The sequence below is a fragment of the Streptomyces sp. NPDC102441 genome, assembly GCF_044765585.1.
Taxonomy (GTDB): domain Bacteria; phylum Actinomycetota; class Actinomycetes; order Streptomycetales; family Streptomycetaceae; genus Streptomyces.
Window position 1 is genome coordinate 223,737 of the sequence record NZ_JBIWKH010000010.1, and the last position, 24,320, is coordinate 248,056.

At 70.3% G+C, this 24,320-nt stretch carries 26 protein-coding genes; 2 read left to right on the forward strand and 24 right to left on the reverse strand.

Annotated elements, in window-relative coordinates:
• Positions 1–13: 13 nt before the first annotated feature.
• The 20 genes from ACIREO_RS23230 to ACIREO_RS23325 all read right to left on the reverse strand — a co-directional run bounded on the left by ACIREO_RS23230 (position 14) and on the right by ACIREO_RS23325 (position 17,602).
• Positions 14–2,065, reverse strand: a complete 2,052-nt coding sequence (locus ACIREO_RS23230; protein ID WP_404113315.1) for a hypothetical protein — start codon at positions 2,063–2,065, stop codon at positions 14–16.
• 433 nt (positions 2,066–2,498) lie between these two features.
• Positions 2,499–2,732 carry a hypothetical protein gene (locus tag ACIREO_RS23235; RefSeq protein ID WP_404113317.1) on the reverse strand — a complete coding sequence of 78 codons (234 nt, stop codon included), beginning with the start codon at positions 2,730–2,732 and terminating at the stop codon, positions 2,499–2,501.
• 267 nt (positions 2,733–2,999) lie between these two features.
• Positions 3,000–3,140, reverse strand: coding sequence for a hypothetical protein (locus tag ACIREO_RS23240; protein WP_404113319.1), 141 nt, complete (start codon positions 3,138–3,140; stop codon positions 3,000–3,002).
• A gap of 51 nt (positions 3,141–3,191) precedes the next feature.
• Positions 3,192–3,404: a hypothetical protein gene (locus ACIREO_RS23245; protein ID WP_404113321.1), complete on the reverse strand. Its 213-nt coding sequence runs from the start codon at positions 3,402–3,404 to the stop codon at positions 3,192–3,194.
• 44 nt (positions 3,405–3,448) lie between these two features.
• The gene (locus tag ACIREO_RS23250) at positions 3,449–3,619 is read right to left on the reverse strand and encodes a hypothetical protein (protein ID WP_404113323.1); all 171 of its coding nucleotides are present in this window, start codon (positions 3,617–3,619) and stop codon (positions 3,449–3,451) included.
• A gap of 33 nt (positions 3,620–3,652) precedes the next feature.
• Positions 3,653–7,414 (reverse strand): LysM peptidoglycan-binding domain-containing protein, encoded by a 3,762-nt coding sequence (locus ACIREO_RS23255; RefSeq protein WP_404113325.1) that lies wholly within the window; start codon positions 7,412–7,414, stop codon positions 3,653–3,655.
• A 7-nt stretch (positions 7,415–7,421) separates the two neighbouring features.
• Positions 7,422–7,877, reverse strand: a complete 456-nt coding sequence (locus ACIREO_RS23260) for a pilus assembly protein TadG-related protein (RefSeq protein WP_404113327.1) — start codon at positions 7,875–7,877, stop codon at positions 7,422–7,424.
• Complete coding sequence (locus ACIREO_RS23265; protein ID WP_404113329.1) at positions 7,874–8,308, reverse strand: TadE/TadG family type IV pilus assembly protein; 435 nt, start codon at positions 8,306–8,308, stop codon at positions 7,874–7,876. The genes ACIREO_RS23260 and ACIREO_RS23265 overlap by 4 nt, the downstream gene beginning before the upstream one ends.
• The gene (locus tag ACIREO_RS23270; protein WP_404113331.1) at positions 8,305–8,709 is read right to left on the reverse strand and encodes a TadE/TadG family type IV pilus assembly protein; all 405 of its coding nucleotides are present in this window, start codon (positions 8,707–8,709) and stop codon (positions 8,305–8,307) included. Before ACIREO_RS23270 ends, ACIREO_RS23265 begins: the two co-directional genes overlap by 4 nt.
• On the reverse strand, positions 8,709–8,939 hold the full coding sequence (locus ACIREO_RS23275) for a hypothetical protein (RefSeq protein ID WP_404113333.1): 231 nt from the start codon (positions 8,937–8,939) through the stop codon (positions 8,709–8,711). Before ACIREO_RS23275 ends, ACIREO_RS23270 begins: the two co-directional genes overlap by 1 nt.
• 19 nt (positions 8,940–8,958) lie before the next feature.
• A complete protein-coding gene (locus tag ACIREO_RS23280; protein WP_404113336.1) occupies positions 8,959–9,858 on the reverse strand; it encodes a type II secretion system F family protein in 900 nt (299 codons plus the stop codon).
• Positions 9,855–10,754, reverse strand: a complete 900-nt coding sequence (locus ACIREO_RS23285; RefSeq protein WP_404113338.1) for a type II secretion system F family protein — start codon at positions 10,752–10,754, stop codon at positions 9,855–9,857. Before ACIREO_RS23285 ends, ACIREO_RS23280 begins: the two co-directional genes overlap by 4 nt.
• A 2-nt stretch (positions 10,755–10,756) precedes the next feature.
• Positions 10,757–12,286, reverse strand: coding sequence for a CpaF family protein (locus ACIREO_RS23290; RefSeq protein WP_404113340.1), 1,530 nt, complete (start codon positions 12,284–12,286; stop codon positions 10,757–10,759).
• Positions 12,270–13,139 (reverse strand): hypothetical protein, encoded by an 870-nt coding sequence (locus tag ACIREO_RS23295; RefSeq protein WP_404113342.1) that lies wholly within the window; start codon positions 13,137–13,139, stop codon positions 12,270–12,272. Before ACIREO_RS23295 ends, ACIREO_RS23290 begins: the two co-directional genes overlap by 17 nt.
• 1 nt (position 13,140) lies before the next feature.
• Positions 13,141–13,827: an SAF domain-containing protein gene (locus ACIREO_RS23300; RefSeq protein ID WP_404113344.1), complete on the reverse strand. Its 687-nt coding sequence runs from the start codon at positions 13,825–13,827 to the stop codon at positions 13,141–13,143.
• Positions 13,828–13,855: 28 nt separating this feature from the next.
• A complete protein-coding gene (locus ACIREO_RS23305; RefSeq protein ID WP_404113346.1) occupies positions 13,856–14,851 on the reverse strand; it encodes a hypothetical protein in 996 nt (331 codons plus the stop codon).
• Entirely contained in the window at positions 14,845–15,441 is a 597-nt protein-coding gene (locus tag ACIREO_RS23310) for a hypothetical protein (protein ID WP_404113348.1), read from the reverse strand. The genes ACIREO_RS23305 and ACIREO_RS23310 overlap by 7 nt, the downstream gene beginning before the upstream one ends.
• A gap of 88 nt (positions 15,442–15,529) precedes the next feature.
• Positions 15,530–16,048 carry a helix-turn-helix domain-containing protein gene (locus ACIREO_RS23315; protein ID WP_404113350.1) on the reverse strand — a complete coding sequence of 173 codons (519 nt, stop codon included), beginning with the start codon at positions 16,046–16,048 and terminating at the stop codon, positions 15,530–15,532.
• A 267-nt stretch (positions 16,049–16,315) separates the two neighbouring features.
• Positions 16,316–16,711 (reverse strand): hypothetical protein, encoded by a 396-nt coding sequence (locus ACIREO_RS23320; RefSeq protein WP_404113352.1) that lies wholly within the window; start codon positions 16,709–16,711, stop codon positions 16,316–16,318.
• Positions 16,712–16,960: 249 nt separating this feature from the next.
• Complete coding sequence (locus ACIREO_RS23325) at positions 16,961–17,602, reverse strand: NUDIX hydrolase (protein WP_404113354.1); 642 nt, start codon at positions 17,600–17,602, stop codon at positions 16,961–16,963.
• 364 nt (positions 17,603–17,966) lie between these two features.
• Here ACIREO_RS23325 and ACIREO_RS23330 point away from each other — a divergent pair, with 364 nt between their 5' ends.
• Complete coding sequence (locus tag ACIREO_RS23330; protein ID WP_404113356.1) at positions 17,967–18,452, forward strand: hypothetical protein; 486 nt, start codon at positions 17,967–17,969, stop codon at positions 18,450–18,452.
• Positions 18,453–18,508: 56 nt separating this feature from the next.
• Here ACIREO_RS23330 and ACIREO_RS23335 read toward each other — a convergent pair whose 3' ends face one another.
• Positions 18,509–20,212, reverse strand: a complete 1,704-nt coding sequence (locus ACIREO_RS23335; protein ID WP_404113358.1) for a DUF4209 domain-containing protein — start codon at positions 20,210–20,212, stop codon at positions 18,509–18,511.
• Positions 20,213–20,469: 257 nt separating this feature from the next.
• On the opposite strand from ACIREO_RS23335, the gene ACIREO_RS23340 reads away from it, so the two are divergent.
• Positions 20,470–21,795 (forward strand): PQQ-binding-like beta-propeller repeat protein, encoded by a 1,326-nt coding sequence (locus ACIREO_RS23340; RefSeq protein WP_404113360.1) that lies wholly within the window; start codon positions 20,470–20,472, stop codon positions 21,793–21,795.
• Between the two features lie 154 nt (positions 21,796–21,949).
• Here ACIREO_RS23340 and ACIREO_RS23345 read toward each other — a convergent pair whose 3' ends face one another.
• From ACIREO_RS23345 to ACIREO_RS23355, 3 genes are all read right to left on the reverse strand, one after another.
• The gene (locus ACIREO_RS23345; RefSeq protein ID WP_404113362.1) at positions 21,950–22,672 is read right to left on the reverse strand and encodes a hypothetical protein; all 723 of its coding nucleotides are present in this window, start codon (positions 22,670–22,672) and stop codon (positions 21,950–21,952) included.
• Positions 22,669–23,643, reverse strand: a complete 975-nt coding sequence (locus tag ACIREO_RS23350; RefSeq protein ID WP_404113364.1) for a hypothetical protein — start codon at positions 23,641–23,643, stop codon at positions 22,669–22,671. The genes ACIREO_RS23345 and ACIREO_RS23350 overlap by 4 nt, the downstream gene beginning before the upstream one ends.
• Before the next feature lie 282 nt (positions 23,644–23,925).
• Positions 23,926–24,303, reverse strand: a complete 378-nt coding sequence (locus ACIREO_RS23355) for a hypothetical protein (RefSeq protein ID WP_404113366.1) — start codon at positions 24,301–24,303, stop codon at positions 23,926–23,928.
• Positions 24,304–24,320 lie beyond the last annotated feature (17 nt).

Below are 24,320 nucleotides of genomic sequence, written 5' to 3' on the forward strand. Positions count from 1 at the left end.
CCTGGGGCTGGTGTCAGGCGGGCAGGGGGGACAGGGGTGTGGCCGGGTCGGCGCGTCGCACAGCGATGATGTCGGCCAGGGCCATCCCCGCCTGCAAGACCTCGTCGGCGGCCACGCGCAGCCAGGGTTCGTCCTTCGGGCCGGCCGAGTGTTCCTCGATGCCGGTCACGTCGACGCAGTACCACTGAGCTTCTTCATGACGGCCGTCGGGACCGGCCCAGCAGACTCCCAGCCGCATGCGACATCCCGGGGCCGTGACACCGGGAAGAATTTGGTGCAGCTGTTCGAGTGCCACCGGGGGGCGGTCGCTCAGGACGAGGCAGCCCGTCGTCTTGAACGGCTCGCCGGAGTCCAGGAGCTGGGCGTCCCCGCTCTCCTTGTGCAGGAGGCGGCCCAGCTCGACGAGAACGCGCTGGCGCATCGCCGCGATAAAGGGGGTGCGGGCACGGACGTCACCGAGGGCGCGCTGCTCGTACGCGGAAGCACTACTGCCCGGACCGTGCCACGGGCCGGGCCCGGGACAGCAGGGTGAGCCGCACCCGCAGTCGCGGGCGGGGCGGTCGAGTTCGTCGGGCTGCGGTCCGGGATCCTGACGGCGGGCGTCGCTGATCTCCTGCTGCAGGGCCTGGAGCTCGAGGGCGTCGCGGGCGACAGCAGGCAGCCGGTCCCAGATTCCTTCAGGGTATCCGCGGCCGGCTGGGCGGGGGTGGACGTTGGCGAAGGTGTCGAACCAGATCTCCGCGCGCAGATCTTCCCCGCTCATCTTCTGGTTCACCTCGTGATCGGGGTGTTCATAACCCGTCTCGTCGCCCCACAGCAGGTAGGCCTCTGCGGCTGCGGTGAGAGTTTCGTCCATGACCGAGTAGTCGAATTCGGAGGGGGGCAGGCGGGCGAAGGCGGTCAGCGGAATGCCGTACCAGTCCTCCTCGCCTTCCTCCGCGTCGAAGGGGTCCTCGGCCATGGACTGGGCGGATTCGGCCCGCTCGGCGGCGCGGTTGCAGGTGATGGTCATCGCCAGGTCCTCACCGTGCGTACGGGGCACCGGCAGCGCACCCGCACGGACGTCGGCGGCCAGGTCGGCGAACGCCCGGGCCATGCGGAGTCGGAACGCCCGGTCCTGCCGGTCGGCGCAGCGGGGCAGGCGCATGAACAGGATGTCCTCGGGGTCCTCATCGTCCGGGATCAACGGGACGTAGGGGGCGTCCGTCCACTCCAGGGCCTGGTGGTAGCCGATGTCAGCGAGCTCTTCGGCGACGCCCGCCCACAGCAGGGCGCCTGCCGGCGAGAGCAGGTCGGCCCGCGGTCCGTGCGGGCGATCGCGCTCCCTCTCGTTCAGTGCCGCCCAGGGATCGCCCTCCACCAGGCCCAGGAGGACCGGCGTATCAGCGCAGCGCTCCTGTGGAGCGGCCCCGCTGGTGGTCCGGAAGGCAAGAACGCCGTAGTGGCAGGACCAGGCGTCCGCTGTGGTGGTGAGCGAGAGTGCCGGACCGCTCGTACGGTTCAGCGCGATGCCGCCGTAGAGGCTCAGAAGATCGTCTTCCATGAACAGCAGCTCGCGCAGTGCGGACCAGTCGAACTGCGCAGAGTCGTCGAGGTCGTCGGTGAGCCCCGATGCAGCACAGAAGCCGGCGTCGGTGACCGCGCGGAGGTGGATCGCGCGGGCTTCCTCGATCATCAGGTGCATCAGCAGGCCCTCGGCTGGATTGCGCCCCAGCGGGACTCTGCCGCTCAGCACATCGTCGAGGAGCCCCTCAGCGGCCGGGGCGAACTGGCTGCGAAAGGTGCTGCCCAGGCCGTCGGTACAGCGGGGCAACCGCACCAGGAATCCGGCACCACGACCGTCTGCGGTGCTGTCGAACGGCTTGTCGCCGAACAGTGCCGCGTCGTGGGAGGCAGCGGCGCTCAGGGCGCGCAGGGCCAGCGCCAGGACACGACGCGTCGCCGGCGAGCACAGCCGCTCCCATTCCTCCGCGATCTCAAGGTCGTCCCAGTCTTCGAGCTCAGCCTCCGCCGATGAATCGCAAGGGCCGTGGGGGGCGGATCCAAGAGGTGCCTCAGTGCTCACCCGGCAAGCGTAGTGGTGCGGCTGCGCCGGGCATGCGGTGCCTGCCGAAACTCGCAGAATCGCAGGGAGGCACTGTGGGGCCGGGCGGTGGGCTGGTGGGGCTGCCGGACCCGGGCCCCGTCACAGTGACGGCCCGGCAGCCCGGGTGCGGGGCGACGGGATGCGCCTGCGGGTTCTATGGGGGCGCGATGCCGCGTCCGCGCCGAACGGTCAGCGTCCGGGCCAGGGGTAGCGGTGGGCGAGGATCGTCCTCCTCGTCTGGGCGGCCGGGAACGCAGCGGCCGTCCGTCTCCCACTGCCAGGCAAGGCCGGTGAAGATCGGCTCCAGTTCGGGGCGGCAAGCCGGCTCGCTGCCGGTTCGCTGCATGCCGGTGACGGGCGCGGGCCGCATCGTCGTAGTCACACCAAGTTCAACGCTGTCCGGCCGTTCGGGTTACCCCAGGCGCGGGGCTGCTTGACGGAGGGCAGTGCGGGCCTGGCCGGCGTCAAGGAGAATTCCGAACTCCTCGGCCGCCGTGGCGATGACTGCCTCGGGGGCGGCCTGTTGGCCATCGGGGGTGCGGCGGACGGCGAGCTGGGCGGCTCCGCGGGCCACGATGCGTTCGCGGGCGGCGTCGTCAAGGGTCGAGTCGTTGAGCGCGGCCAGGACCTGCCGCCACAGCGTCACCGCCCGCTCCCGCTTCCGGGAGACGGCGCCGCAGCGAGGGCGACCGCCTCGCCCGGGTCGGCATGCTGCCGGTGTGGTCCCTCTCGGCCGGTCCGGGCCAGCTGCCGAACGGTCCGTCCTGGCCGGGCAACGCGCCCAGGGTCGGGGCGCCCTTGACGCGGTAAGAGCCGTAGATCATTCCAACATTGTCCTCGCCCGCCGCCCGGAATGGCGCCGACAGTCCGGATTGCCGCGAAGCCGCGTGCGCGCGGTCCTTCTTGCGGCCCTCTACGGGTACGGAGTCCACCGAGCCCGGTACGGGGCCCTCGGCTGCATCAGCAGGTGGGTGAGCTCGGGGTCCAGACCTTGTATCCGGGCCAGGACGAGGGCTGCCTCGTCGAGGTTGACGATGAGAGGCGCATCGCTCATTGTGCGCTCGGCCTCGGCTGAAGCCTGTGGGCGCTTCGTTCCGCTCATCTGCTACACCCCGGATCCGGCGCGCATATGGGTCGTGCGGCGGGTCAGCTCGGACCATTCCCAGGACCATGATCCATTCCAGCAGGTCTGGGGACGGAGGAGCGGATGCCGGCGCCGCTGCATCTGGGCTGCGAGCAGCATGCACCGTTCGACGGTCAGGCCGATGAGCAGGAGCCAGGCCGCCTCTGCGACGAGCGCCACGGCATCGGTGGACACAGTTCCTCCTGCTCAAGGCGTGCCCAACGGGGGCTGGTTGATGTTCAGAGCAGCAGCGGATGCAGCCAGATGTGGGCCGCGACCGCGAAGATCACAGCGAGAACGACGGTACCGGTCGCGATCAGCAGGCCTTCCCAGGACAGCGGACGCCCTCCTTCCTGCTCGGGCCGACGATCCGGCGGGTACGGCTCGCAGCCCCCATACCTCGCGCGCACTCCCGCGGCCGCGGGAGTGCGCGCGAGCGGATTTCAGGCACTCGCGGCCGTCAGCAGCGAATGGAGAAGGGCCACCGTCTCGGGTGAGTTATCGAGCCCGGTCTCGGTTGCGATCCTGTTGAGCTGATGGGCGGTGCGCTCGATTCCGGCCCGGTCGCCGGTCTCGCTGTAGATCTGGAACAGGTCGCGGTACAGCAGTTCGGCCTGGATGTCGCAGGTCAGTCCGACGGATGCGGCGTTCGCCGCGGCCCGGAAATCGCGGGCGGTCGTCCGGCGCACGGCGAGCTCGTGGGCGACGTCCACGGTGGCGGAGATCATCTCCTGGATGTCGTGTTCGGCCCACACATAGCGGCTCTGGTCTATGCCGGAGAACGGCCTGCCCCGCACGAGGGCCAAGGCGTGTGCGAGTGCGGTGTCGGCGTCCTCGCCCTGGTGGTGCATGCCCTGGCGGTAGAGGTCCTTGAACTGGTGCCAGTCGGCGGTGACGTCCTCGTTGAACGTGTAGACGCCGTGGTTGATGGGCGGGAGGTAGAAGCTGTCGGGGGCGTCGGCGGGGAGGCGGGGGTCGCGTCCGAACCAGGCCCGCAGTTTGCTGATGAGGGCGTTCCGGGTGCCCGCGAGCATCCGCTGGCCCGGCCAGATCGCTTCGTCGAGTTCGTGCCGGCCGTGGCCGGGGTGCAGCACGAGCCACGTTGCGATCTCGGTGAGCGTGTTGCGCCGGTAGGACTCGACGCGGCCGAGGGCTCCGGCCACGTCGACCGGGCCCAGCACGCGGATCTGCGGGGCGGCGGGCGGGTCGGGCGGCGTGTTCAGGGCCGCGAGCACGCTGGAGGTGACGGCGGTGACCCGGGCCAGGGGCGGTTCCGGAACCTGCACGGCGGTCGGCGCGGGTGCGAAGTTGTCGCCTGCCCCATCGCTGCCGGAGACGTCGGCAAGAGCGCCGGCGGAGTCAGCCGGTCCGGCTTCCTCGGTGCCGGAATCGCTGGCGTACTCCGGTACGTCGAAGGGGGAGTGGCCGCTCCGCTCGTCGAGGACTTCGGCGAAGACGTCGTCGAAGTCGACCGGGGTCTCGCTGTCATGGTCGTCAGGGAGCGCAGACTCGTTCATGACTGCCGGAGCGGGCGCGCCCGGGCCGCTGACGGCGGCGCTCAGGGCGCTGTTCTCGTCCGTGGCCCACGGCTCCTGGTCCTCGGCCGGGTACGAAGGCGCTTCGGCCGGGAAACCGTCGTCCGCCGGCTCGCCCCCCTCCAGGATCCCGGGCTCGTCCTGCGGACCGCCCCCGAGGCCGGCGGCTTCCGGGGACAGGCCGCCGTCGAGGTCCGGTTCCGGCCCGAACTGCGCGAGCCCTTCGGCAGGGTAAGGGGCCGCCTGCGGGGCCAGAGCGCTGAAGTCGGGCAGGGCTGCGGCGGTATTGCCGGTGGGGGTGGTGGTGACGTGGACCTGGACGGGCGGCGCCGGCTGGCTGCCGGCGGTGGCCTGAGGGGCGAGAGCCGAGGTGCCGGACTCGCCCGGCTCGTGGGAAAGCGGGCTGTCGGATTCTGCAGTCCATGCCGGGGCGGGGGTGTCGTCGGTGCGGTTGGCGGTGGTCAGCAGTTCCAGCAGCGGGGCGTACGCCTCGGCCTCCAGACGCTGCAAGGTGACGGTCAGGTCCAGGCCCGGCAGTTCGACCTCGGCCCCGGGGGCGGCCGGCACCAGCCAGGTGCCGGGTAGTTCGAGGGCGCCCTGGGCGGCGGTGATCACGGCGAGTGCGGTGCGCGGACGGGAGGAGAGCAGGTCGGCCAGGTCCTCGGCGTGCTGTCCGGTCGGTGCTGTCGGGCACATGAGGACCTGGGGGATCCAGGCGTCACCGCCGTCGGTGGCCAGGCGGGCGGAGAGCAGGCTGTCCGCGCCGGCCGTGTCCAGGGCGCCGCGCTGGAGGGCGTCGTGCGCGCGCAGTTCGTCGAGCGCGGTTTCGAGGGCCTCATGGTGGTGGACGCGGGCGGGGAATACGTCCTCGAGCTCGGCGCCGAGTCCGGACAGCAGCAGGGAGGTGTCGTCGGTGAGCGCGGAGGAGGCGAGTTCGACCGCCAGGCCGAGCATAATCGCGGCCACGTCCTCGATGCTGCCGTGGAGTTGGAGGAGGCCGATGGTCTCCAGGTTGACCAGAACCGGGTCGCCGTCGGGGGTCTCCCCGATGCTGACCAGCCCCGGGTAGGGGGCGTTGGTATCGCGGGCTTCATCGGGGGACAGCAGTGCGGCGCCGCGGCCGGGGCACCACCACAGCGAGGGGTTGGACTCGCTCTCGGCGAAGGGGGCGATGGCCGGGGCCGGAGCTGAGAGGTGCAGTTCGAGGCCTCGGGCATCGAGCCGCGCTGCTTCGATTTCCGGCAGGGGCCGGCCGGTTCGGGCGCAGTTGGCGGCCAGCGTGCGCAGGGCCTGGTGGAGCAGGTCGAGGCCGTCAGCGGAGGACGCGTTGCGCATTTCCTGCTCGAGGTTGGCACTGGGCGTGTTCTTGGCGGGCATCGGGATGCGCCGCTTGTGGCGGCGGCGCCGCTGCTGGTGGGCCCGGCGTGCGCCGAGCACGGCCAGGACGGCAGCCGCGAACAGGCTCGTGACCGCGGCCGCGGTGACGGTGATGCTCGGGCCGTCGTCCTGGGGTACGGAGTCGGCCGCCGGCGTGTGCTCGCCTGCGGATGACGGAGGGGATTGCTCGGGCGCCGGGCTCGCCGGCGTGGACTGCTCGGGAGCTGGCTCAGCAGGGGAGGAAGGCATGGGGTCCCGGTTGGTGTCGGAGCCGGCGGCGTCACGGTCGGGGGATTCGGGCTGCTGGGACGGTTCCTTCGTGTCGGTGTCCTGGTCTGTCTGGGGATCCTGTTCACCGCTGGGACGGTCGTCGGCGGGCTTGTCCTGGGAGGGGGCGGAGCCGGTCTGGGGCAGGGCCAGCTTCCAGCCGGGGAAGATCGTGTCAGGGTCGGTGAACGTGCGGCCGTCGTTCTGCTTGTGGCCCTGGTTGAGGCGGGCGATGTCCATGTAGTCGGCGGAGTCGCCCAGTTCGTCCTCGGCGATCTCGGAGAGGGTCTCGCCGGAGCGCACGGTGTGTTCACTGTGACGGGTGCCGGAGGGTTCCGCCTGTTGGTCCTGCTGCTTCCAGTCCTTGGGCATGAGCAGCTTCCATCCTGGCTGAAGGACACCGCGGGCGGAGAAGGTCGTGCCGTCGGCCATGGCGCGGCCGTCGTTGGCCTGGGCGATTTCTGTCCAGCGCGAAGCGTCTTTGAGTTCCTGCAGGGCGATCTTGGTGAGGCTGTCCCGGGGCTGGACCGTGTAGTTGGTGGAGATGGGGGCTGCGGGCGCGGACTGGGGTGTGCTGGCGGGTGCGGCCTGCGGCGCTGCGGCGGCGGAGACGGCCGGCGCATGCGCGGGTGCGGCGTTGGACGGTGCGGCCATGGCGGCCTGGGCGGGCAGCAGGAGCAGGACGCCGCCGACGAGGGTGGCCGCCAGGCGCTGGACGCCCATGGACGGCATGCTCAGGCTGGGCCGGCCGCGCAGCTGGGCGGGGACCTCCATCAAGGTGCACAGGGCGAAGACGCCCCAGCCGATCCAGCCGCCCGCCATGACCACGGCGAAGAACGGCGCACCGAGGTTGCGGGACGTCATCAGGGCGGTGATCTCGTCGAGGGAGACCCCGTGGGGAAGCAGCACGCTGGTGAGGAACCACAGCAGTGCGGGCAGCCCGACCAGCAGCGCGAGCAGGGCCAGAAGGCTGGCCAGGCCGCGCAGAAGGTTGACGGCGAGGCTGCGGGAACGGCGGGGTGTCATGACGGGTTCACTCCTCAGGTGCGCCGACGCCGTGGAGCAGTTCGGCCGAGGCGTGGCCTTCGACGTCCAGCGAGGGCTGGCCGAGGATCTGCAGGAAGACGGTGGGGCGCTGGGTGGTGACGTCGACGGTGATGGTGGTGCCGTTGCCTTCCACGGTGACCGTTCCGTCCACGCCGGCGGCGCTCAGGTAGCGGCGGGCTTCGGCGGAGGCCTTGCCCGGGTCGAGGACGACGGCGTCGCCGGGGACAGCCTGGGCGGGGTCGATGGCTTGTGCCCCGGCGCGCGCGGCCTCGGCGGCGATCGCGTCGGCATGCTCGATGTCGCGGAGCTTGCCGCCCAGGTCGTAGGTGATTCCGAGCATGACCAGCAGCGGGATCACCATGAGGATCCACCACAGCGACAGGGAGCCGCGGTCGGGGCGCAGCGGGGCGAGGAGCGTGCGAAGACGCGGCAGGTGTTTCATCGCTGGCGGTACCTGTCAATGACGGAGGTGAAGGACGATTCGACGGTCTTGGAACCGAATCCGGGCCCCAGGTCGGCAAGTTGCACCGTGCACCGCACGCGTGCGGTGACCGCCCCGTACTGGCCAAGCGGTACGGAGAACCCGGAGGTGTCGACGGTCACCGACGTGCTGGAGCAGTGCAGCTTGCGGTCGGCGAACGCCAACTGCGCTGCGGCCCTCGCCCGCGGGTAGGCCTCGTCGGCCGTGCGTGCGAGGGAGGCCTCGCGGGCAGCGTCGGCGGCTGCGGAGTCGACCGCGTTGCTCGAGGTGATGATGCGCCCGGCGACCATGGCCAGCGCGAAGAACAGCAGGACGGCCGGCACCCACATGACGAACTCGACCGCGATGCGGCCCTCGTCGTCGGCCGGGTTCCGGCGCACGGGGGCAATCACGGATTGGACCACCTTTCCACCGGGCCGGTGGCCTGCTCTTTCACGGTGATGTTCAGGCCGAGTACGGACTGGGCCTTGCCGGTCACGGTGAACTCGATGCGTTCGGCGTTGCTGCTGACGCTGACGCGCGGGCTGAGCAGGCTGTCCGGCGCCCGGGCGAACAGTGCGTCGGCCCGCGCGATGCCCTCGTCGGTGGAGCTGCCGTAGCCCCGGGCACCGGCGATCGCCTCGCGTGCGGCGGTGGTCGCCAGGGTCTTGGCGTAGTAGATGTTGCAGGCCTCCACGAGCAGGAAGGCGAGCAGGAGCGCCGCCGGAAAGATCATCAGAGCTTCCAGTGACGCGTCACCGTCGTCTTTGCGCAGCCGTCTTGCCAGACGGCGGATCCATGCAGGGCAGGGCATCACAGCCCCGTCATTCCATCGAGCTTGCTCTGGCCCAGGACCTTGAACGCGGCGATGGCGATGGCGGCGAACGCCACGACCCCCACGATCCACATGATCATGCTGATGTTGTTGTCGCCCCGCTCGTCGTCGTCACGCAGTGCGTCCAGGTGGTTGTGGACGCGCGTGGTGAGGCGGAGCACGGCGGCGTGGGCGGTGACGGCGATGCGCAGGTTCAGGTCGTTGATCACGGTGGTGCTCCCTTGCTGTTCAGACGGAGAAGATGCGCGCTACGGCCGGGAACCCGAAGAAGACGAGCAGCACCATGGACAGCAGGGTCACGGGCACTACGAGGCTCTCGGAGGCGGCGTTGGCGCGGGCCTGGTCGTCGGCGGCCTGTTCGTCGGCGAGGCTCTCGGCCCGGCTGCGCAGGGTGGCGTAGATGGCGGCGCCGTCGGTGCCGGCGCTGCTGACGATGTCGGCGATGTCGGCGGCGGCCGGCACGTCGAGTTCGTCTGAGATCTGGCGCAGCGCCTCCCAGGCGGGCGCCCGGTCCAGGCGTGCGCGCAGCAGGGCGGCCCGCAGGCGCTGGAAAACCCAGCCGCTGCCGACTTCGGCGGGCCGTTCCAGGGTGTCCTGGGCGCCGGCGCTGGAGACCCGTTCCATCGCGGCGAGTTCGGCGTACGCCATGATCGCCTGGTTGGCCTCGGCGCGGGCGCGGGTGGCGCGCTTGGCGAGCTGGGCGTCGGGGACGAACCACATTGCCGCGCCGGTCAGCAGGCCGACCAGGGCGGACAGGATGATCGGGAACTGGATGCCGGCCATCGCGACGATCAGGGTGAACAGGGAGGGGAGCAGCAGCCCGACGGCGAAGTGCAGCAGTTTCGCACCGAACAGCTCTCCGACCGATTCGCCGACCAGGTTCAGGTTCTTGGCGGGGATGGTGATGCCGGGCAGGTGGCGTACCCGTTCGGCGACCGCGTCCCCGGCACGGGTCAGGGCCGGGGGCTCGCCGTCGCTCTTGTGGGTCCGGGGAGCGGAGGCGGTGCCGTGCAGTCGCTCCAGGGCGGGCCCCAGGGCGGGCCCGGACGGGAAGAGTTCGCGTACGAGCAGGAACAGGCCGGCGCCCATGCCGGCGCCGATGAGCAGGGCCGCGGCGAGCGGGGTCACTTGGCCACCTCCGTCTGCGCGGCCGGCTTGACGGAGGACGTGGCGGGGGCGCCGGTACCCATGAAGCCCGGCAGCGTGACGGTGGTCCCCAGCCGGTTCATCCACCAGAACAGGGCGACCACCGCGGCCATCAGTACCAGCATGACGATCATCCCCAGGGGTGTTCCGTACGGTGCGACCTGCTCCTTGTTGAAGGAGGTGGCGATGACGACGACGACGGTGATGGCGCAGATCCAGCGGACCGTGGTGCGGTGCTTGGCCCGTTCGGCCTCGGTGTCGCGCCGGCGGCGGACGATGTCCTTGGTGCGGCTGCCCAGGTCGGACAGGACGTCGGCCAGGCCCGGGCCGCGGTCGCGGATGCGCAGCAGCAGGGCCGCGGCGACGAGGTCGGCCCGCGGGTCACCAAGGGCCCGGGCGAACGCGGTCAGCGCCTCGCGCGGCTCCATCCGCGAGTGCAGCCGTACCGCGAGGTCGGCGATCTCCCGCTCGATCGGCTTGGGCGCGGTGCGCACCGACGTGGCGATCGCGTCCTCGATGCCGATGCCTGTCTTCACCAGGTCGGAGAGCCGCTTGGTCCACTGGGCGAGCGCTTCGAGGCGCTCGATCTGCTCGGTGGCGCTCTTGTTGGGGCTGAGCAGCCACGGCAGGAAGAACACGGCCAGGGCCATGATCAGGGCGGAGGGCAGCCATCCGGTGACGGCCCAGATCAGCATGGCCCCCGCGGCCGCGCCGCCGATCTGCAGGCGCAGGACACGGCGGGCCCTGGGCGGTCGGGCCTGACGGACCTTTACCGGGCGGGCGTTGGCCGGTGCGTGGGTGCCCCGCACTCCGGCGATCAGGAGCAGCAGGCCTGTCACCAGGCCGGCGGTGGCGAATCCGGCGATCAGCATTCCCATGGTCAGGCCGCCTTGCCGTTCGGGCGGGACGTCCAGGCCCCGATGTTCTGGTAGGTGGACAGCCACTCGGGGTTGAATCCGGCCCGGATCAGGTCATCGAGGCAGGCCGGCTGGATGCCCGTGGGCACGGCGCGGCCGTCGGGGCCGGGGGTGAAGATGCGGTTGAAGGCCGGGGCCCCGGTGAGCTCGCTGAACTCGCTGGTGACTTCCAGGACCTGGTTGACGAATCGTTCCTTCAGTCCGCCGTGCTCGGTGCGGTCGTCCATGTGGATGTGCACGACGAAGTCGAGCGCCATGCCGGAGGTGAGGTAGGCGAGTTCCTGTGTCATGCCGCCGCCGTGCTGGATGCACAGCTGGGCGATCCGCGCGAACACCGCGTCGGCGCGCTTGACGTGGATGGTGCACATCGAGCCGCCCTCACCGGCGCTCATCGCCTGCAGCATCGGCACGATTTCCCGTGAGCGGACCTCGCCGACGATCATGCGGCGCAGCATCATGCGCAGCGACGGCGCGATCAGGTCGGCCAGTTCGATCTCACCGGCATCCCGCCCGTCGATCCGCTCGCCGTTGCCCTCCCGCGCCTCCATCGGCACGACCTGCTCCAGGTGGCCGACCTCGTGGAGGAAGAGTTCGTACTCGGTCTCCAGGGTGCCGACCCGTTCCTGGGGGTCGATCTCCCGGGCGAGGGCGATGAGCATGGTCGTCTTCCCGACCCCCTGTGTGCCGCTGATCATGATGTTCTTGCGTGCCGCCATCGCGGCGCGCAAGAAGTGCATCAGGCTCGCGTCGATGGTGCCGAACTCGACGAGCTTTTCCAGGCTGGCGTCGCGCACCCGCTGCTTGCGGATGACGACGTAGGGGCGCGGGGTGACTTCGGTCATCGCCTGCAGGCGCGAGGTGTCCGACAGGCGCAGGGCCAGGGTGGGGGAGGCCTTGGACAGGCTGCGTTCGCCGGCGCCGTGACGCCGGGCGAGCATCTGCAGCAGCTCGACGAGTTCCTCATCCGACTCGGCGATCGGCGCGACCTTGCGGTTGGGCCGGTTCGCGTAGTCCACCCACACGTCGTCACACCCGTTGATCAGGATGTTCTCGACGCCGTCGTCGTCCAGGTAGGGCTGGAGCCGGCCGTGAGCGAACTGCAGGTCGAAGAGCGCCTGGGCCAGGCCCGTTTCGTCCGCGGAGGTCGGAGAGATCTGCCGAGATGCGGAGAAATCGGCTGCCCAGCGGGCCACGAGGTCCTGGATGAGTTCCCAGCCGCGCTGCTCGGCCTCCTCGCCCGTCATCTCCTTGCCGGCGGACTCCTTGTAGGCCTGGTACTCCGGCGCCATCCGTGTGCTGAGCTCGTCGCGCAGCGCACGCACGGTCCCCCAGTCCCACAGTGCCGCGCGCCCCGCAGCAGTGGGCGCGCCGGGAAGCGCCGCCGGACCGGACGCGGCGGGAGCGGCCCCTCCGCCGTGCGGTGCGGCGGGAGGAATCTGCCCGTTGCCGGATGAGTCCGGCCCGGGGAAGAGCGGCCTACCTCGCTGTGTCATGAGTGGCTCCCTTCGTGGTCAGGCGGCGCAGGAGGGTGGTGGGGCGGTGCTCGGCCGGGGCGTGCAGGCGTAGTTGCTCCTGTACGGCCAGGGCCTGGAGGGTGCGGGACATCTCGGCGGCCTTGCGCATCAGCGGCGTGTTCGCGAAGCCGCGCCCGCCGTCGCCGCCGTGAGTCAGTACCCGGGCGGTCCTCTCGTCGAAGGGCAGCTCCGCGAAGACCGGCAGCTGCAGTTCCTCGGCGATGTCGCGCGGCCGGAACTGGCCTTCGCCGATCACCACCAGGCCGATGCGGCTGCTGTCGCGTCCGTGCATCTGCAGCGCGGCGCGCAGGGCGTCCACCCGGGGCTTGGCCGCATGGGCGGCGCGCAGCGTGCCGCGGACGACAACCAGCGTCAGGTCTGCGCTGCGGGCCAGGGCGCTGGCCGCGCCTGCGGCGCCGGAACGGCCCAGGTCGACCAGGAGATCGTATCCGGGTTCACGCTGTTCGAGGTCGCTGAACAACTGGCTGAGCCGGGGCCAGGTCTGGTGCAGTCCCGCCGCCTGGGCCGGGCTGATCAGCCCGGGCAGCAGCAGCCGGTTGGCGTCTGCCTCCGGCTCGGACAAGTTGAGCAGTTGCTGCCAGAACACCTCCTCCAGGTGGCCGCGACGGTCGGCGATCTGCAGGTGGTGCAGGCCGCGGTCGCCGAAGACGCGCGACTCGAGGTAGCCGGCGGCCACCGACCCGCCGTCGGGGTCGCATTCGGCCAGCACGACCCGCCGCCCGTTCGGCAGCGGCCACGTGAGCAGGGCCGAGAGCGCGGTGGCGGTGACGCCGGGCCCGCCGCTGGCGCCGCAGAACGCGATGACAGTCATCTCAGCCCCCCACCGGAACGATCACCAGGGAGACCTCGCCGGAGGCGGCCCAGGTGGCCAGCCGGATTCCGTCGAGCTGACTGACGGCGAGGTCGACCACACGGTCGCCGCTGTTGTCCGCGCCTCCCACCTCGATGACGGTGGCCTGCAGGGTCTGCCCGGCCGTCTTGTCATCGCCCGCCGCTCCGGTCGCCGACTCCTTGGGCGTGTGGATCACCTTGACCGTCTGCCCGGGACTCAGCCGGCTCGCCGGAAGCCGCGAGGACGCCAGCGACACCCCCACGAGCTGTTCACCGGCCTTGACCAGCGGCTCGTCGGTGACCGACGAGCGGGTCAGCAGACTGCCGCGGGACAGGCCCACCGTGGTGCGCTTCCCGATCAGCTTGGTCAGGTCCGCGGCCGGCACCGGCTTGAGCGCCGGGTCGGTGGCGATCTGCGCCTCGATGAGGTCCTCGGCCTTGAGTTCCGCGCCCATCGGCACATCCCGGGCAACCGCGACGACCGGCTCACGGTGACTGGTCACGGTGTACAGCCAGCCGCCGGCGCCTCCGCATACGCAGATCACGGCCACGCCGAGCGCGATCCAGCTGGACCTGCGACGGCGGACGACGGGTTGGCGCACCAGTGGCTGCGGCGCCGGTGCCGGGCGTGTGGTGTCGGGGGCTGACGGGCTGGGTGCGGTGCTCATGGACGGTTTCCTTCACGGTGCGGGAGCATCAGGGCTTGGCGACGGCCTGGGCCTCGCCGATGGTGATCTGGGCGGGCTCGGCCAGCCGCGTGGTGGTGATGTCGCCCTCCTGGCCGCCGCCGGCCCAGTGGACGGTCCAGGTCGTGATGGCCGTGACGGTGAAGGCCTTGTCCGGCTGGGAATTGGACGTCTTCGTGTAGCGGTAGCCGCAGTCGGGACTGCTCTGCCCGCCGAAGCGCTTCTCGTACGGCGTTCCCGCGGTGGTGCACACCTCGGTGCCGCCGTCGCCCATCGTGTACTCGATCGTTTTCACGGTGGCGGTCGCGGTCACCGTGATGCCCGGTGCCGCGGCGCTCTCGGTGGCGGGCCCCCAGGTGCGGGGGGTCTTGTTGTTCCAGATCCATACGGGCATGCCGACCAGGCCGGTCTTTCCCGCCTTGGGGGCGGTGCCGATGTCGGCGCCCAGCAGGCGCATCTTCTTGATCGCTTCCTGTGCGAGCTCCTCGGCCGAGGGGCCGCCGCCGAAGCCGGGCGGCGGATTCTGGCTCCAGGTCGAGCCGCCCGTGAGCTCGCGGCCGGCGCCGGGGCAGGTCACGTTGTAGACCTTGCCCTTGGCGCGTGCCGCATCGTCGCCGGGTGCTGCGGTGCCCCATTCCCAGTCGGCGGCGTCCTTGGCCGGCTGCGGCTCGAGGATCTCCCAGTAGCACTGGTCGCTGGGATTGAACCACCCCATGTCCGCGTCGTGGCACGGGACGTCGCCGATGTCGTCCCATTCGATGAAGCACTTCGCGGACCCGCCGCCCCCGCCGCTCGGCTTGCCGCCGGGCTTGGGCTTGTCCGGCTTGTCCTTGCCGCCGCCCCCGCCCGCGTTGAGGTCGCAGTCGGGAACCAGGTCAGGGCAGGCGACGCCTCCGCTGGGCTTGTCGCCGTCGGCCGCGGCGACCCCAGCAGCCAGGCCCAGGTGCAACGGCACGAAGACCGCGGCGGCGGCGAGGAGAGCCCCGCGGCCGCGCAGGCTCAGCATGTCGACCCCTTGTCGATAGTGGAGTCGGTGATCATCCACTTCCCGCTGCCGTACTGAGCCTTGGAGGTCTGCACCTTGCGCCGGTTGTCGCCTGCGAGCTCGGACTTCTTGCCCGTCTTGCTGTTCTGGGGAACGAAGTTGGTGCTGTCCACGCAGTCCACGATCGTCGCGCTCTTCGACTCGCCGCCCATCGACAGCGTGATCTTCGGGTCGTCCTTCAGCTTCGGCTCGCCCTTCACCACCAAGTCGTTGTTCTGGTAGTAGAAGGCTGCGGCCCGCACCTTCGACAAAGCCTTGTCAGCGGCGTACTTCTCCAGCTCAGAGCCCTTGAACGAGCCGCTGCCATAGATCTTGACCTGTTCCTTCCACATACCGCGGTAGGCCGTCAGTACCTGCTTCCGGGCCTCCTGCTCCGGGCCGGCCGAGGGCGACGCGCTGGTGGCAGCCGGGGCGGACGGCTTCTTCTGCGCCGGAGCGTCCGAACCGTCGCCGCAGCCCGCCAGGAGCGTCACGGCGCACAACCCCGCCGCCGCGGCACCCGCGCGCATCGTGACGGTCTTCGGAACGTTTACCTTCAAGGACAGTGCCATGGGCATATCCCCCTCAATCGTGGTCGTGGAAGTGCACCGGCCGGCACACCCGGCAGCTCCCGGGTCTACGCGGTGGGGCGCAGGCGAGCTAAGGAGCGTACGTGGCCAGCGTGGTTTCCTGCATGGTCATTTCGCGCGGGCGCGCCCGGTGAGCAGGAGCCGAGAGTGCAGTACGCCGCGTGTGGACGGCCGAGCGGGCCACCACCTCGTACGGTCTGCGCAGCACGTCGGCCGCCCGCACCAGGACCAGTGCCTCCGCTGCCGCGAGACCCCGCTCGGTTCTGGACCAACGGGCCTGCGGCAGCCCCAGCATCCGCGCCAGATCCCGCTGCCGGATCCCGGCCTCGACCCTCAAACGGGCCAGATCCGCGGTGTCGACCGGCACGAGCAGCGCGCGGACCTCGATACCGAGGGCCCTCGCCAGCGCCGTCAGCGTACTCAACTGCGGAATACGTTTGCCGAGTTCGTACAGGCTGACGTGCGCCGCACTCAAGCAGGGCTCGTCCCGGGAAGCCGCCTGCGCCAGGCCCTCCCGGGACAGCCGCGCAGCCGTACGTTCGCCCCACAGCAAGACCGGAGCGAAGTCGGTCACCCCGCGACCGGCCACCGGCACGTCCTTCCCGAGCGCGCCCGGCCCCCGGCAGCGCGCTCCCGATCGCTGCGGCCGGTACGGACGCATGTGAACGCATATGACACCCCCTTAGGCACGCAACAGCACAGCTCTCAACCACCACCGCCCATCGTGAATCTGAGCGGTGATCACCACGAATCTGACACCGGACTCCATACCCGTCAAGATCGATATATGCCGCTTCGTCCGCTTTGACTCTTCGAGTATGGGCAAGGTCGCAACGTGGTCTGAGCAGCACGGATGTCACTTCGGCGCCGCAGCCGTCCGCGCCTGCTTACGGCGCGCCATGTTCTGCTTCACCACGGCACTCGTCGCGGCGGCCCGCCGGTGCGCCGCCTCGATGACGGAGAACGAGGCAAGGGCCGCGTAGAGGCACGCGGTGATGCCCGTGCAGAGCGCTCCGACGGCGGCGGGCAGCACCAGGAGGCGGCCCCACGGGGCGGGCAGGTAGATCGTCGTCAGCAGCGTGCCGACGAGACTGACGGCCAGCAGCGTGAAGAGCATGGCCCGGCCGACAGCGCGTGCCGTACTCAGCTCGGCGACCGGCTTACCCCCGCCGGCTCCGCGCCACAGGAGCCGTCGCAGTCGCGCGAACCGCCGCCGGGCCGGAGCTGCCGTGATGCTCTCTGACTTGTCCATACGAGACTCCTTGGCATAGGGGTGAACACGCCGACCCCGTAGAGGTGTGCGCGAGGGCATCCGTGTGACATTCCGGAACGGAAAATCTGCACGCCCCGGAGGACGGCCGGCGATGCGCGCCGACGGCGCGTACCGGGACGCCGATGCCCCTGGCTCCTGACCCGAGCCACGCCACCAGCAGCACGAACGCACCTGCGTCCTTCGACCGGCAGGTGCTCCGCCGGTGATGGGCGCGGGCGGAGCACCTGATCAGTGCTGCCTCGGACGGGCCCGGGCTGCCCCTACACCGGCGCGCTCTCCGGCCGGTGCGCGGTGGCGAGAATGGACCAGCGCAAGCGCGGCCAGGGTCACACCGCAGGTGATCCGGCCCTCGGACAGCCACCGGGGCAAATCCTCGGGCATGACCCACACGGGTTCGGTGAGGGACTCCATGGCCTCGGGCTGGGCGGGCTGTGCCGACGCGGCGTCCACTTCCGCGACGAAGACGTGGACCGGGGAGGCGAGGATGCCGGTGTCCGCATGGATGACACCCAGCGAGCGGACGGTCTGGCTGATCAGCCCTGTTTCCTCACGCAGTTCGCGGGCGGCGGCCGCCGCGAGCCCCTCGTCGCCCTCTACGCCGCCCCGCGGGAACTCCAGGGACGCGGCATGGACGGGGTAGCGGTATGAGGTCACAAGGGCGTATCCGCCAGGGCCGACCGGAACGACAACGACACCCTCCTGATTCCACTGCCATCGCAGGTACTGTCCGGCAGTACCGGAGGGGGCGATCACGTCGTCGTTGAACAGGGTGCCGAAGCGGTTACGGAAGACGGCCACTTCCCGGACACGCCGGATGGGTGGCGGAACGCTGAGGGATTGCACGGACCTCGGTCCGGTCACGGTGGTCACTGGGCTGCCTCCTTCAGGGGATCTCCAACGCCCATAGAGGTGTCGAAATCAGGCGGCGTGTGACATGGATGGAGCATGTTCTTCCCACGGGGCGGTGGGGACCGGGGTGGTGACGTCGTGTCGCAATGAAGGTGGAGCAGGCCCCGCCGGCGGCTGACGGGTGCCCTGCGATGCATCCCCCTTCCATTTTCCAGAGGTGAGCGGTCCGTCTCCCCCCGCCGCGAAAACCACCCTGACTGCGGCATCGCGTCGGGTTGAGGCAACACCTCACCACCCGGAACGTCCGCATTCTCTGAACATCAGCGGGTCAACCTGCCTAATGTGCCTACCACTTGCTCAAATCGCCGATCAGACGGAGCCTGTGGTGCCTACCGAGCGTGAGCGCGCCGAAATCCTGCTGTCGGCCATGGCCCGCACCCTGGGGCGCATCCGATATCTCGCCCAAGACGTGCCCGACATCGCCGACGTGTTCGACGTCATGGACCGGGACATCGCTGACGGCATCAACGTCCCCGTAGACCAGGTTCCGGAGGCGACCGGAACCGCCATGTCCCTGAGCGAGAGCGAGCGTGCCATGGACGCGCTTCTGTCCCGGGCGTTGCTGAACATTCCGGACGGTCTGACGGCAGGTCTTCCCGACGACGACTTCGACGCGGCAATGGAGCTGGAGTTCCAGACCGCCTGGCACAAGGCCGCCGAGACCGTCGCCACCGGTGAGCTGAGCCAAGCCACTTCGATACTTCAACACACCTCGTACCCCACGCTCGCGCGCATAGAGACCGGGCTCGCGGACTGGGCCCACTGCTTGGAGGCGGCAAAGTTCCGACGAAACCCACCTGAGCGCACCTGACGCCTCTGGTGAGTACGCGGCTGCTGTCTACGTGAGGCAGCCAGTCCTGAACGCGTCTAGGGGGCGGGTTGAGCCATGGGCGCGAGGGTTCGATGTCCGTGGGCATGGCTGAGCAGGTAAAGCGCTGCCTGGAGGATGAGCGCAACACGGTGCTTGGGCGGAGTGTCGATCAAGCCGTGGCAGACGTTGTTACGCAGGTTCATGCCGCGGTCGGGGTCGGTGAGGAGAAGCTCCAGGGCTCGGCTCCAATCCGAGGGATACCCGGCAGCCGGCATGCTGCGGATGAGGCTGCCCAGCTGGTCGACCGTACCGGGTGTGTGGCCCTTGGCCACGGACACGATCGGAACTCTGGGGCGCAGGAGCTGCCTGAGGATCTGCTCGACCTGGGGCAAGGCGATGCACGCGGATGCGTCGAACTCCCCCAGCCAGAAGTAACGGAAAGCGTGAGCGAGGGATCGGGCGCGAGGCTCGGGCAGCACAGCGTCGTGGGCCAGGGCAGTGATCAGCTCCGCCTCTGCGGGTTCGAAGCGCTCCTGGATGTGGTCGAGCTGATGGGCGGTGAAGATCCCGAGGGCGTCCAATACCCGGACCTGCAGTTCGACGGTGTGGTCGTCGTCGGCGTCGGCGGGCGGGGCGACCTGGACAGGCCCAACGGTGTTGATGCGCGTGCGCGGAATCCGCAGCAGTCCTTCCTGCGCCCGCGCGCCGTCGGCGTGCTCGCGCATCGCCGGATGGACGTCTTCCGTGGTTCGCCAGAGGGCGTCTCGCAAGTCTGTGGCGGCGTCGATGGGCGCGCACGACAGCTCGAACAGGGCGCGCGGGATGACGAGTTCGCGGCCGATGCGGGTCCATCCCAGCGAGTCCGCGTCGGTGCGCTGCAGTGCCATTTCGGCACGCAGCCGAAGCTCCGACAGCCCCCGGTCCCGCGCTTCGCTCGCGGCCCGGGTCAGCAGGTCCAGGCGACGGAACCCGGTGTTGACGTCGGCGTCGGCGGCGCCGAGGAGCGCGTTGACGATCGCGGTATCGATGTCAGTTCGGCGGGGTCCGGGCGCCACTTCCCGCCACAGCAGCTTGAGGAAGCCGACATGGGCGTGCACATCGTCGGCATAACGACGCGCGGCGCGTTCCGCGAGGTCCGTGATGTCGTAACCCTGAGTGCGCAGTCCTTTCAGGAGACTGTCTACGATCCCCTGCTCGTCCTCGGGGCCGGCCAGGACACGTTCGACCAGAGCGACCATGCCTTCGGTGGCGTGCTTCTGCAGGTCGGACTGGTTGAAGGTCCGGGCGAGCTCTCCGGCCCAGCGCAGGCACTCGGTCGCGAGGGCCAGCCCGGGGACACGCTCGGGGGCGGCGAGCAGAAGCGGTGCCGCGTCCAGATACCCGGCGGCCGCGCCCCGGATGTGGTCGGGCTTGCGGCCGTGTCCTGCGACCAGCAGCAGGTGATGGAGGCGGCCCTGAAGGAACGGGTCGCTCACAGCATCGGCGTACTCGCTCCAGACCTCCAGCTCGTCGTCGGTGATCTCGGAAAGGCTCACGGACCACGATCTGAGCGGGCCGCCGAAGAACATCCCGGTGAAGTCCTGTGCCGTCCCGGTCATGCGGATCCGCAGGGCAGCGAGCAGCGCATCGCGCTGCTGCTCGACGGCCGTGCCCGTGTCGATGTCCGCGGCCGCGAGCACGATGGCCATGGCCTCATAAGAAACGGCGTCCTTCGCCGCTCCCAAGAGCGCACCCAGAACACTGGGTTCAACCTGCGGCATAGGAGTCTCACTTCCGTCATCGCCAGTATCGGCACGACTCCGGACCGGGCCCACCGATTTTTCCTCTCTCCGGTTCTACAGCGGCCGTGCGGAGCACGCGATTTCGTGTTGATGCCTAGCACCCGCAGGGGCTCGGTGCAGCTCCCGTACGGGCGCCAGGCACCGACCGGTGTACTGCGCCGGGTGGTCACCTGCCGGTTATCGGCGCCGTCCTGCGGGTGTAGCCATGATCCGCAGCCGTCGCTTAGCCTGCCCCGATGCGTACACCGGGGGGACAGCGGGACATCGGCCGCCGCCAGGCCCTGAAATTGGTAACCGGCGCGGTGGGCGGGCTCGCCCTTACTACCTCCGCGTGCGGCGCCCTCGACGGTTCACCTCAGGAGGCCAAGCCGCGGGCTCGCAAGCCAGTGTGGACCGTCGCTCTGCTGGACGAGGACGGCATCGGCAAGGTCCCCGACGGCGCACCGGTGCATCACGGCGGCGTGCTCTACATCAGGTCGAAGAAGGACGGGTTGTACGCGATCGACGCGGCAACCGGGCGCAAGCGCTGGCGCGCGCCGTTGGCCGGCGCCCTGCCCGGCGCACCCGCCGTGACGTCGGATGCCGTGTTCGTCGCCACGGACGGCGGCGCCGTGCAGGCGCTGCGCACCGCAGACGGTGAGCAGATTTGGCGCCGGGCCCCGGGACGCAGCCTGAGAAAGCCCAGCGCGGGGGCCGTGTGGACCAGCGGCTCCGCCGCCCTGGTCAGCTTTCTGCCGTTCACCTACGACGATGATCCTGACCCGCCGCCCAGTGTCCTGTACGCACTCGACACGCAGAACGGGGACCTGCTGTGGCACACCGAGGCCTCGCTCCTGGAGGTGCGCGACGGCCTCGCGTACGTCAACCCGCCGGATGAGGGACTGACCGCGCTCGACCCGCGCACCGGCGTCGTCCGCTGGTCGGCGCCGCCGGAGAAGCCGGGGGCCCGGTGCACCCTGGACACCTTCACCGCGGGGCTGCTCTTCGGGCGTAACGGCAACGTCGGCATCGGCTCGAAGCTGGTGGCGTACGACCCGCGCACCGGCGGCGTCCGCTGGACCGCACCGGCGGCGCACGCCTCGGTGCCGGTGGCGCACGGCGACGCCGTCTATGTCAGCGCGCCCGGCCGAGACAGGGGGGACGAACAGCAGTTGCAGGCCTTCGACGCCACGTCGGGCAAGCGCCGCTGGACCGCGCCTGCCTTCTCGACCACCCTCAACGAAAGCCCCACCATCTCCGCCGACACGGACTGTGCGTATCTGAGCTGGAGCGAGGACACCGGCTTCGACGAGGGTCGCACGACGCTGCGCGCGTATGCCGCGCGCACCGGGCGTGAACGCTGGCGAAGTGAGCGCCCCGACTCCTCCTACGCGGCGGACGTGTCCCCTGGGAAGCGCCTGTTCGTCTGCTACTTGGAGGACTGGTACTGCTATGACGCCCGTACCGGCAAGGCGCGCTGGCGAGTTAGCGCGGGAGAGGGCACCTCGGGCCCGCCGCCGCTCGCCGCCGACGGGCTGCTGTTCTTCGCGAACGACGAAGGCGTGCACGCCCTCCGCCCCTGACGTCCCGCCGCTGCCCGCGCTACGCACTCAGCCGATGGTGAGAACGCGCAACCGCCAATGCTGAAACGGGATATCGGGACTTCGGCCTCCTCGTTGGTTCAAGGCCAGGCGCCAAGCTGCGCCGCGGGCGGCGTCACGGCATGAACCACACGGCTCAGGAGATGAGCTGGCGCAGCCCGCTCATGACGCTGGTGTCAGCGCCTTCGAGGATGACGGCCAGTTGCGGAAACAGGAGCAGGGCCGCGACCTCGGCGGGCGCGTAGAACCAGGCGCCGTCCGGAGGAAGCCCGGCGAACGGGGGTGCCTGCAGGGTCAGCCGGCCGTGCCGGTCGGTGTAGATGGCTGGGGCAGGGGGGAAGTCGACGGTGCCGGCCCTGCCGATGGCCTGGACGAGTCGTCCTCCGCGCCCGCAGCTCAACGCGGTCGTCTTGCCTGCGGAGATCTGCCGCTGGAGGGTGTCGTGAGCGAACCCGTGGCCGGGAAATGGGTACACCCGTATCCGCTGGAACAGATCGGCGTTCACCGACTTCGTGACTTCCGGGGCGCTGTCGAGGAGTCTGACTGGCTTCACCGCGATGCTGGCACCCGACTTCGTCAGGACGACGTCGCTTTCCAGCGCCCGCCGAACCACACCGACCATATCCGCGCGCACCGCGGACTCGGAGGGCTTCGTGCCCGACGCCTGCGTCCACTTCGTCGGGTCGACATTGACGGTGATCTGGGCTGAGGCCTGGACGCGCGCCAGCAGTGCGGAGTTCACACTCCAGTGATCGCCGACGGCCTGGGGTGCACCGGAAGCTTCCGGGTGGACACCCTCGCCGTGCGACCGCTCGGTCGGGTGAGGCTCCACGGCCGTGCGCTGCGATGCGGTGATCACTTCAGGTTCCCTTCGAAGGTGAGGCGCTCGCCGCCCCGCTGCTCCGCCTCGACCGTCACGGGGCCGGGAACGGCACGGGAGGGCACCGAAACGCGGACGGTGCCCGTGGCCGTGCGGCGCGGTGCGATGGGCGCATCCCGGTAGCCGAGTCCGGCGGACGCGGTGTCCGCAGTGGTGAGGTCGGCGCCGACCAGGACCCGCAGCGTCACTCCCATGCCCGAGCGGGGCTCGTCGTCAGCGTTACGTACCGACAGCTCGACAGTGCCCTCGCGCCGGCCGCCCTTGTCCGCGGCCAGCAGCAGCGGGGAGACCCTGACACCGTCCGGCGACCACTGGCCGAGCTCGATCGCCGAGCCGGTGGCCGCGGTGGCCGCGGGCGCCGGCGTGGTGCCGGCCCGGGAGCCGGACAGGGGCCCCTCGAAGAACACGGTGTCTGCCTCGGCCAGGCCGGCCTGGGTCGCCTCGAGTGTGACGGTGGCCCGCTGGCCTGCGCTGCGCGGCGGAACGTTTACCCCCAGGTCGGCGGTGAACGTGGCGCCCGGCTTGACCTTGGTGCCGGCGTCCGGCTCGGGGAAGCCGGACAGGGCCTTGTCGGTGAACGGCACTGTTCCGAGCCCGAGCTCGCCAACGCGTACGGTCACCTCGGTCTCGGGCAGCAGCGCGATGTCGGTGCCGGTGTTGGTCATGTCCACCCGCACGCGAGCGGCGGACCAGCCGGAGGGCACGGAGCTTCCGCCCGAAGAGGTCGCCGCCTGCAGCGGACGTACGCGCGCCTTCCACGCGCCGCCGGCGAGCTGCTGCTCGGTGCCGAGGGGCGCGATCCCGCCGGGCAGTTCCGCTGGGCTGGCCGTGGCCGGCCGCGAGGACCCGGCGGGGCCTGCGGACGCCGGCGCATCGTCCTGGCTGCATCCGGTGAGGACGAGGGCCAGGAGCGCCGCGGCGCACGTGCCGGCCAGAGGGGCGGTCTTCATTGCAAACTCCGTTGATGAGGGCTTGGTTGTGGCTGCAGTAGGGATCATGCCAAAGCATGGGATCCGCTCGACAGGCCCATCCGCCCTGCATCAGCGCCGCACCCGGAGATGTGGCCGGATTCGGTCTAAGTGGCGGTGGGGAGAGCGTCGAACGGGGTGCCGGAGGACTGACTGGAGATGGTGACTCCTGATGTGTGAGTGATCCGGTTCCGTGAACGGCTGCGGGGGTCGGCCGCGCGTCTGCGCCGCCTCTCCCGCAGCCGCTCCGGGGGTTGGCCTGTATCAGGGAGTGGCCGGGATGGCGACGAGGTAGAACTCATTGCCGTCGTCATCCGAGACCAGGACGGGATGGCCCTGATCGACCGAAGCGAACACGCGCGCCTTGATGTCATCTGCCCGGTCGGCTGTTGTGAGAGGAGCCTTGAGCCCGGACCGAACCGCCTCGTAGGTGGCGGGCTGCGGCCTGTAGCGGTACTGGCCGCCCTTCACCACCCTGATGCACGCGAGGATCTCCTCGTCGCTGAGAGTGTTGTCGTAGCCCTGGAACCGGGCCACCTGGCACGTATTGACGGCGAGGATCTGCCGGTTGTGCCTGTTGCAGAGGCTGCCAGAGGTGCCCGAGGGGTGGAAGTGGACGGCAGTGTCGATCGACGTGGTCAAAGGGATTCTCCGCTATC

Excerpts from the sequence above, each read along its gene's own strand:
- ACIREO_RS23320 (WP_404113352.1), bottom strand. The coding sequence starts at position 16,711 with ATGGACAAGTCAGAGAGCATCACGGCAGCTCCGGCCCGGCGGCGGTTC.
- ACIREO_RS23350 (WP_404113364.1), bottom strand. The coding sequence starts at position 23,643 with ATGAAGACCGCCCCTCTGGCCGGCACGTGCGCCGCGGCGCTCCTGGCC.
- ACIREO_RS23240 (WP_404113319.1), bottom strand. The coding sequence starts at position 3,140 with ATGAGCGATGCGCCTCTCATCGTCAACCTCGACGAGGCAGCCCTCGTC.
- ACIREO_RS23295 (WP_404113342.1), bottom strand. The coding sequence starts at position 13,139 with ATGACTGTCATCGCGTTCTGCGGCGCCAGCGGCGGGCCCGGCGTCACC.
- ACIREO_RS23290 (WP_404113340.1), bottom strand. The coding sequence starts at position 12,286 with ATGACACAGCGAGGTAGGCCGCTCTTCCCCGGGCCGGACTCATCCGGC.
- ACIREO_RS23300 (WP_404113344.1), bottom strand. The coding sequence starts at position 13,827 with ATGAGCACCGCACCCAGCCCGTCAGCCCCCGACACCACACGCCCGGCA.
- ACIREO_RS23310 (WP_404113348.1), bottom strand. The coding sequence starts at position 15,441 with ATGGCACTGTCCTTGAAGGTAAACGTTCCGAAGACCGTCACGATGCGC.
- ACIREO_RS23285 (WP_404113338.1), bottom strand. The coding sequence starts at position 10,754 with ATGGGAATGCTGATCGCCGGATTCGCCACCGCCGGCCTGGTGACAGGC.
- ACIREO_RS23340 (WP_404113360.1), top strand. The coding sequence starts at position 20,470 with ATGCGTACACCGGGGGGACAGCGGGACATCGGCCGCCGCCAGGCCCTG.
- ACIREO_RS23305 (WP_404113346.1), bottom strand. The coding sequence starts at position 14,851 with ATGCTGAGCCTGCGCGGCCGCGGGGCTCTCCTCGCCGCCGCCGCGGTC.
- ACIREO_RS23335 (WP_404113358.1), bottom strand. The coding sequence starts at position 20,212 with ATGCCGCAGGTTGAACCCAGTGTTCTGGGTGCGCTCTTGGGAGCGGCG.
- ACIREO_RS23255 (WP_404113325.1), bottom strand. The coding sequence starts at position 7,414 with ATGACACCCCGCCGTTCCCGCAGCCTCGCCGTCAACCTTCTGCGCGGC.
- ACIREO_RS23270 (WP_404113331.1), bottom strand. The coding sequence starts at position 8,709 with ATGCCCTGCCCTGCATGGATCCGCCGTCTGGCAAGACGGCTGCGCAAA.
- ACIREO_RS23260 (WP_404113327.1), bottom strand. The coding sequence starts at position 7,877 with ATGAAACACCTGCCGCGTCTTCGCACGCTCCTCGCCCCGCTGCGCCCC.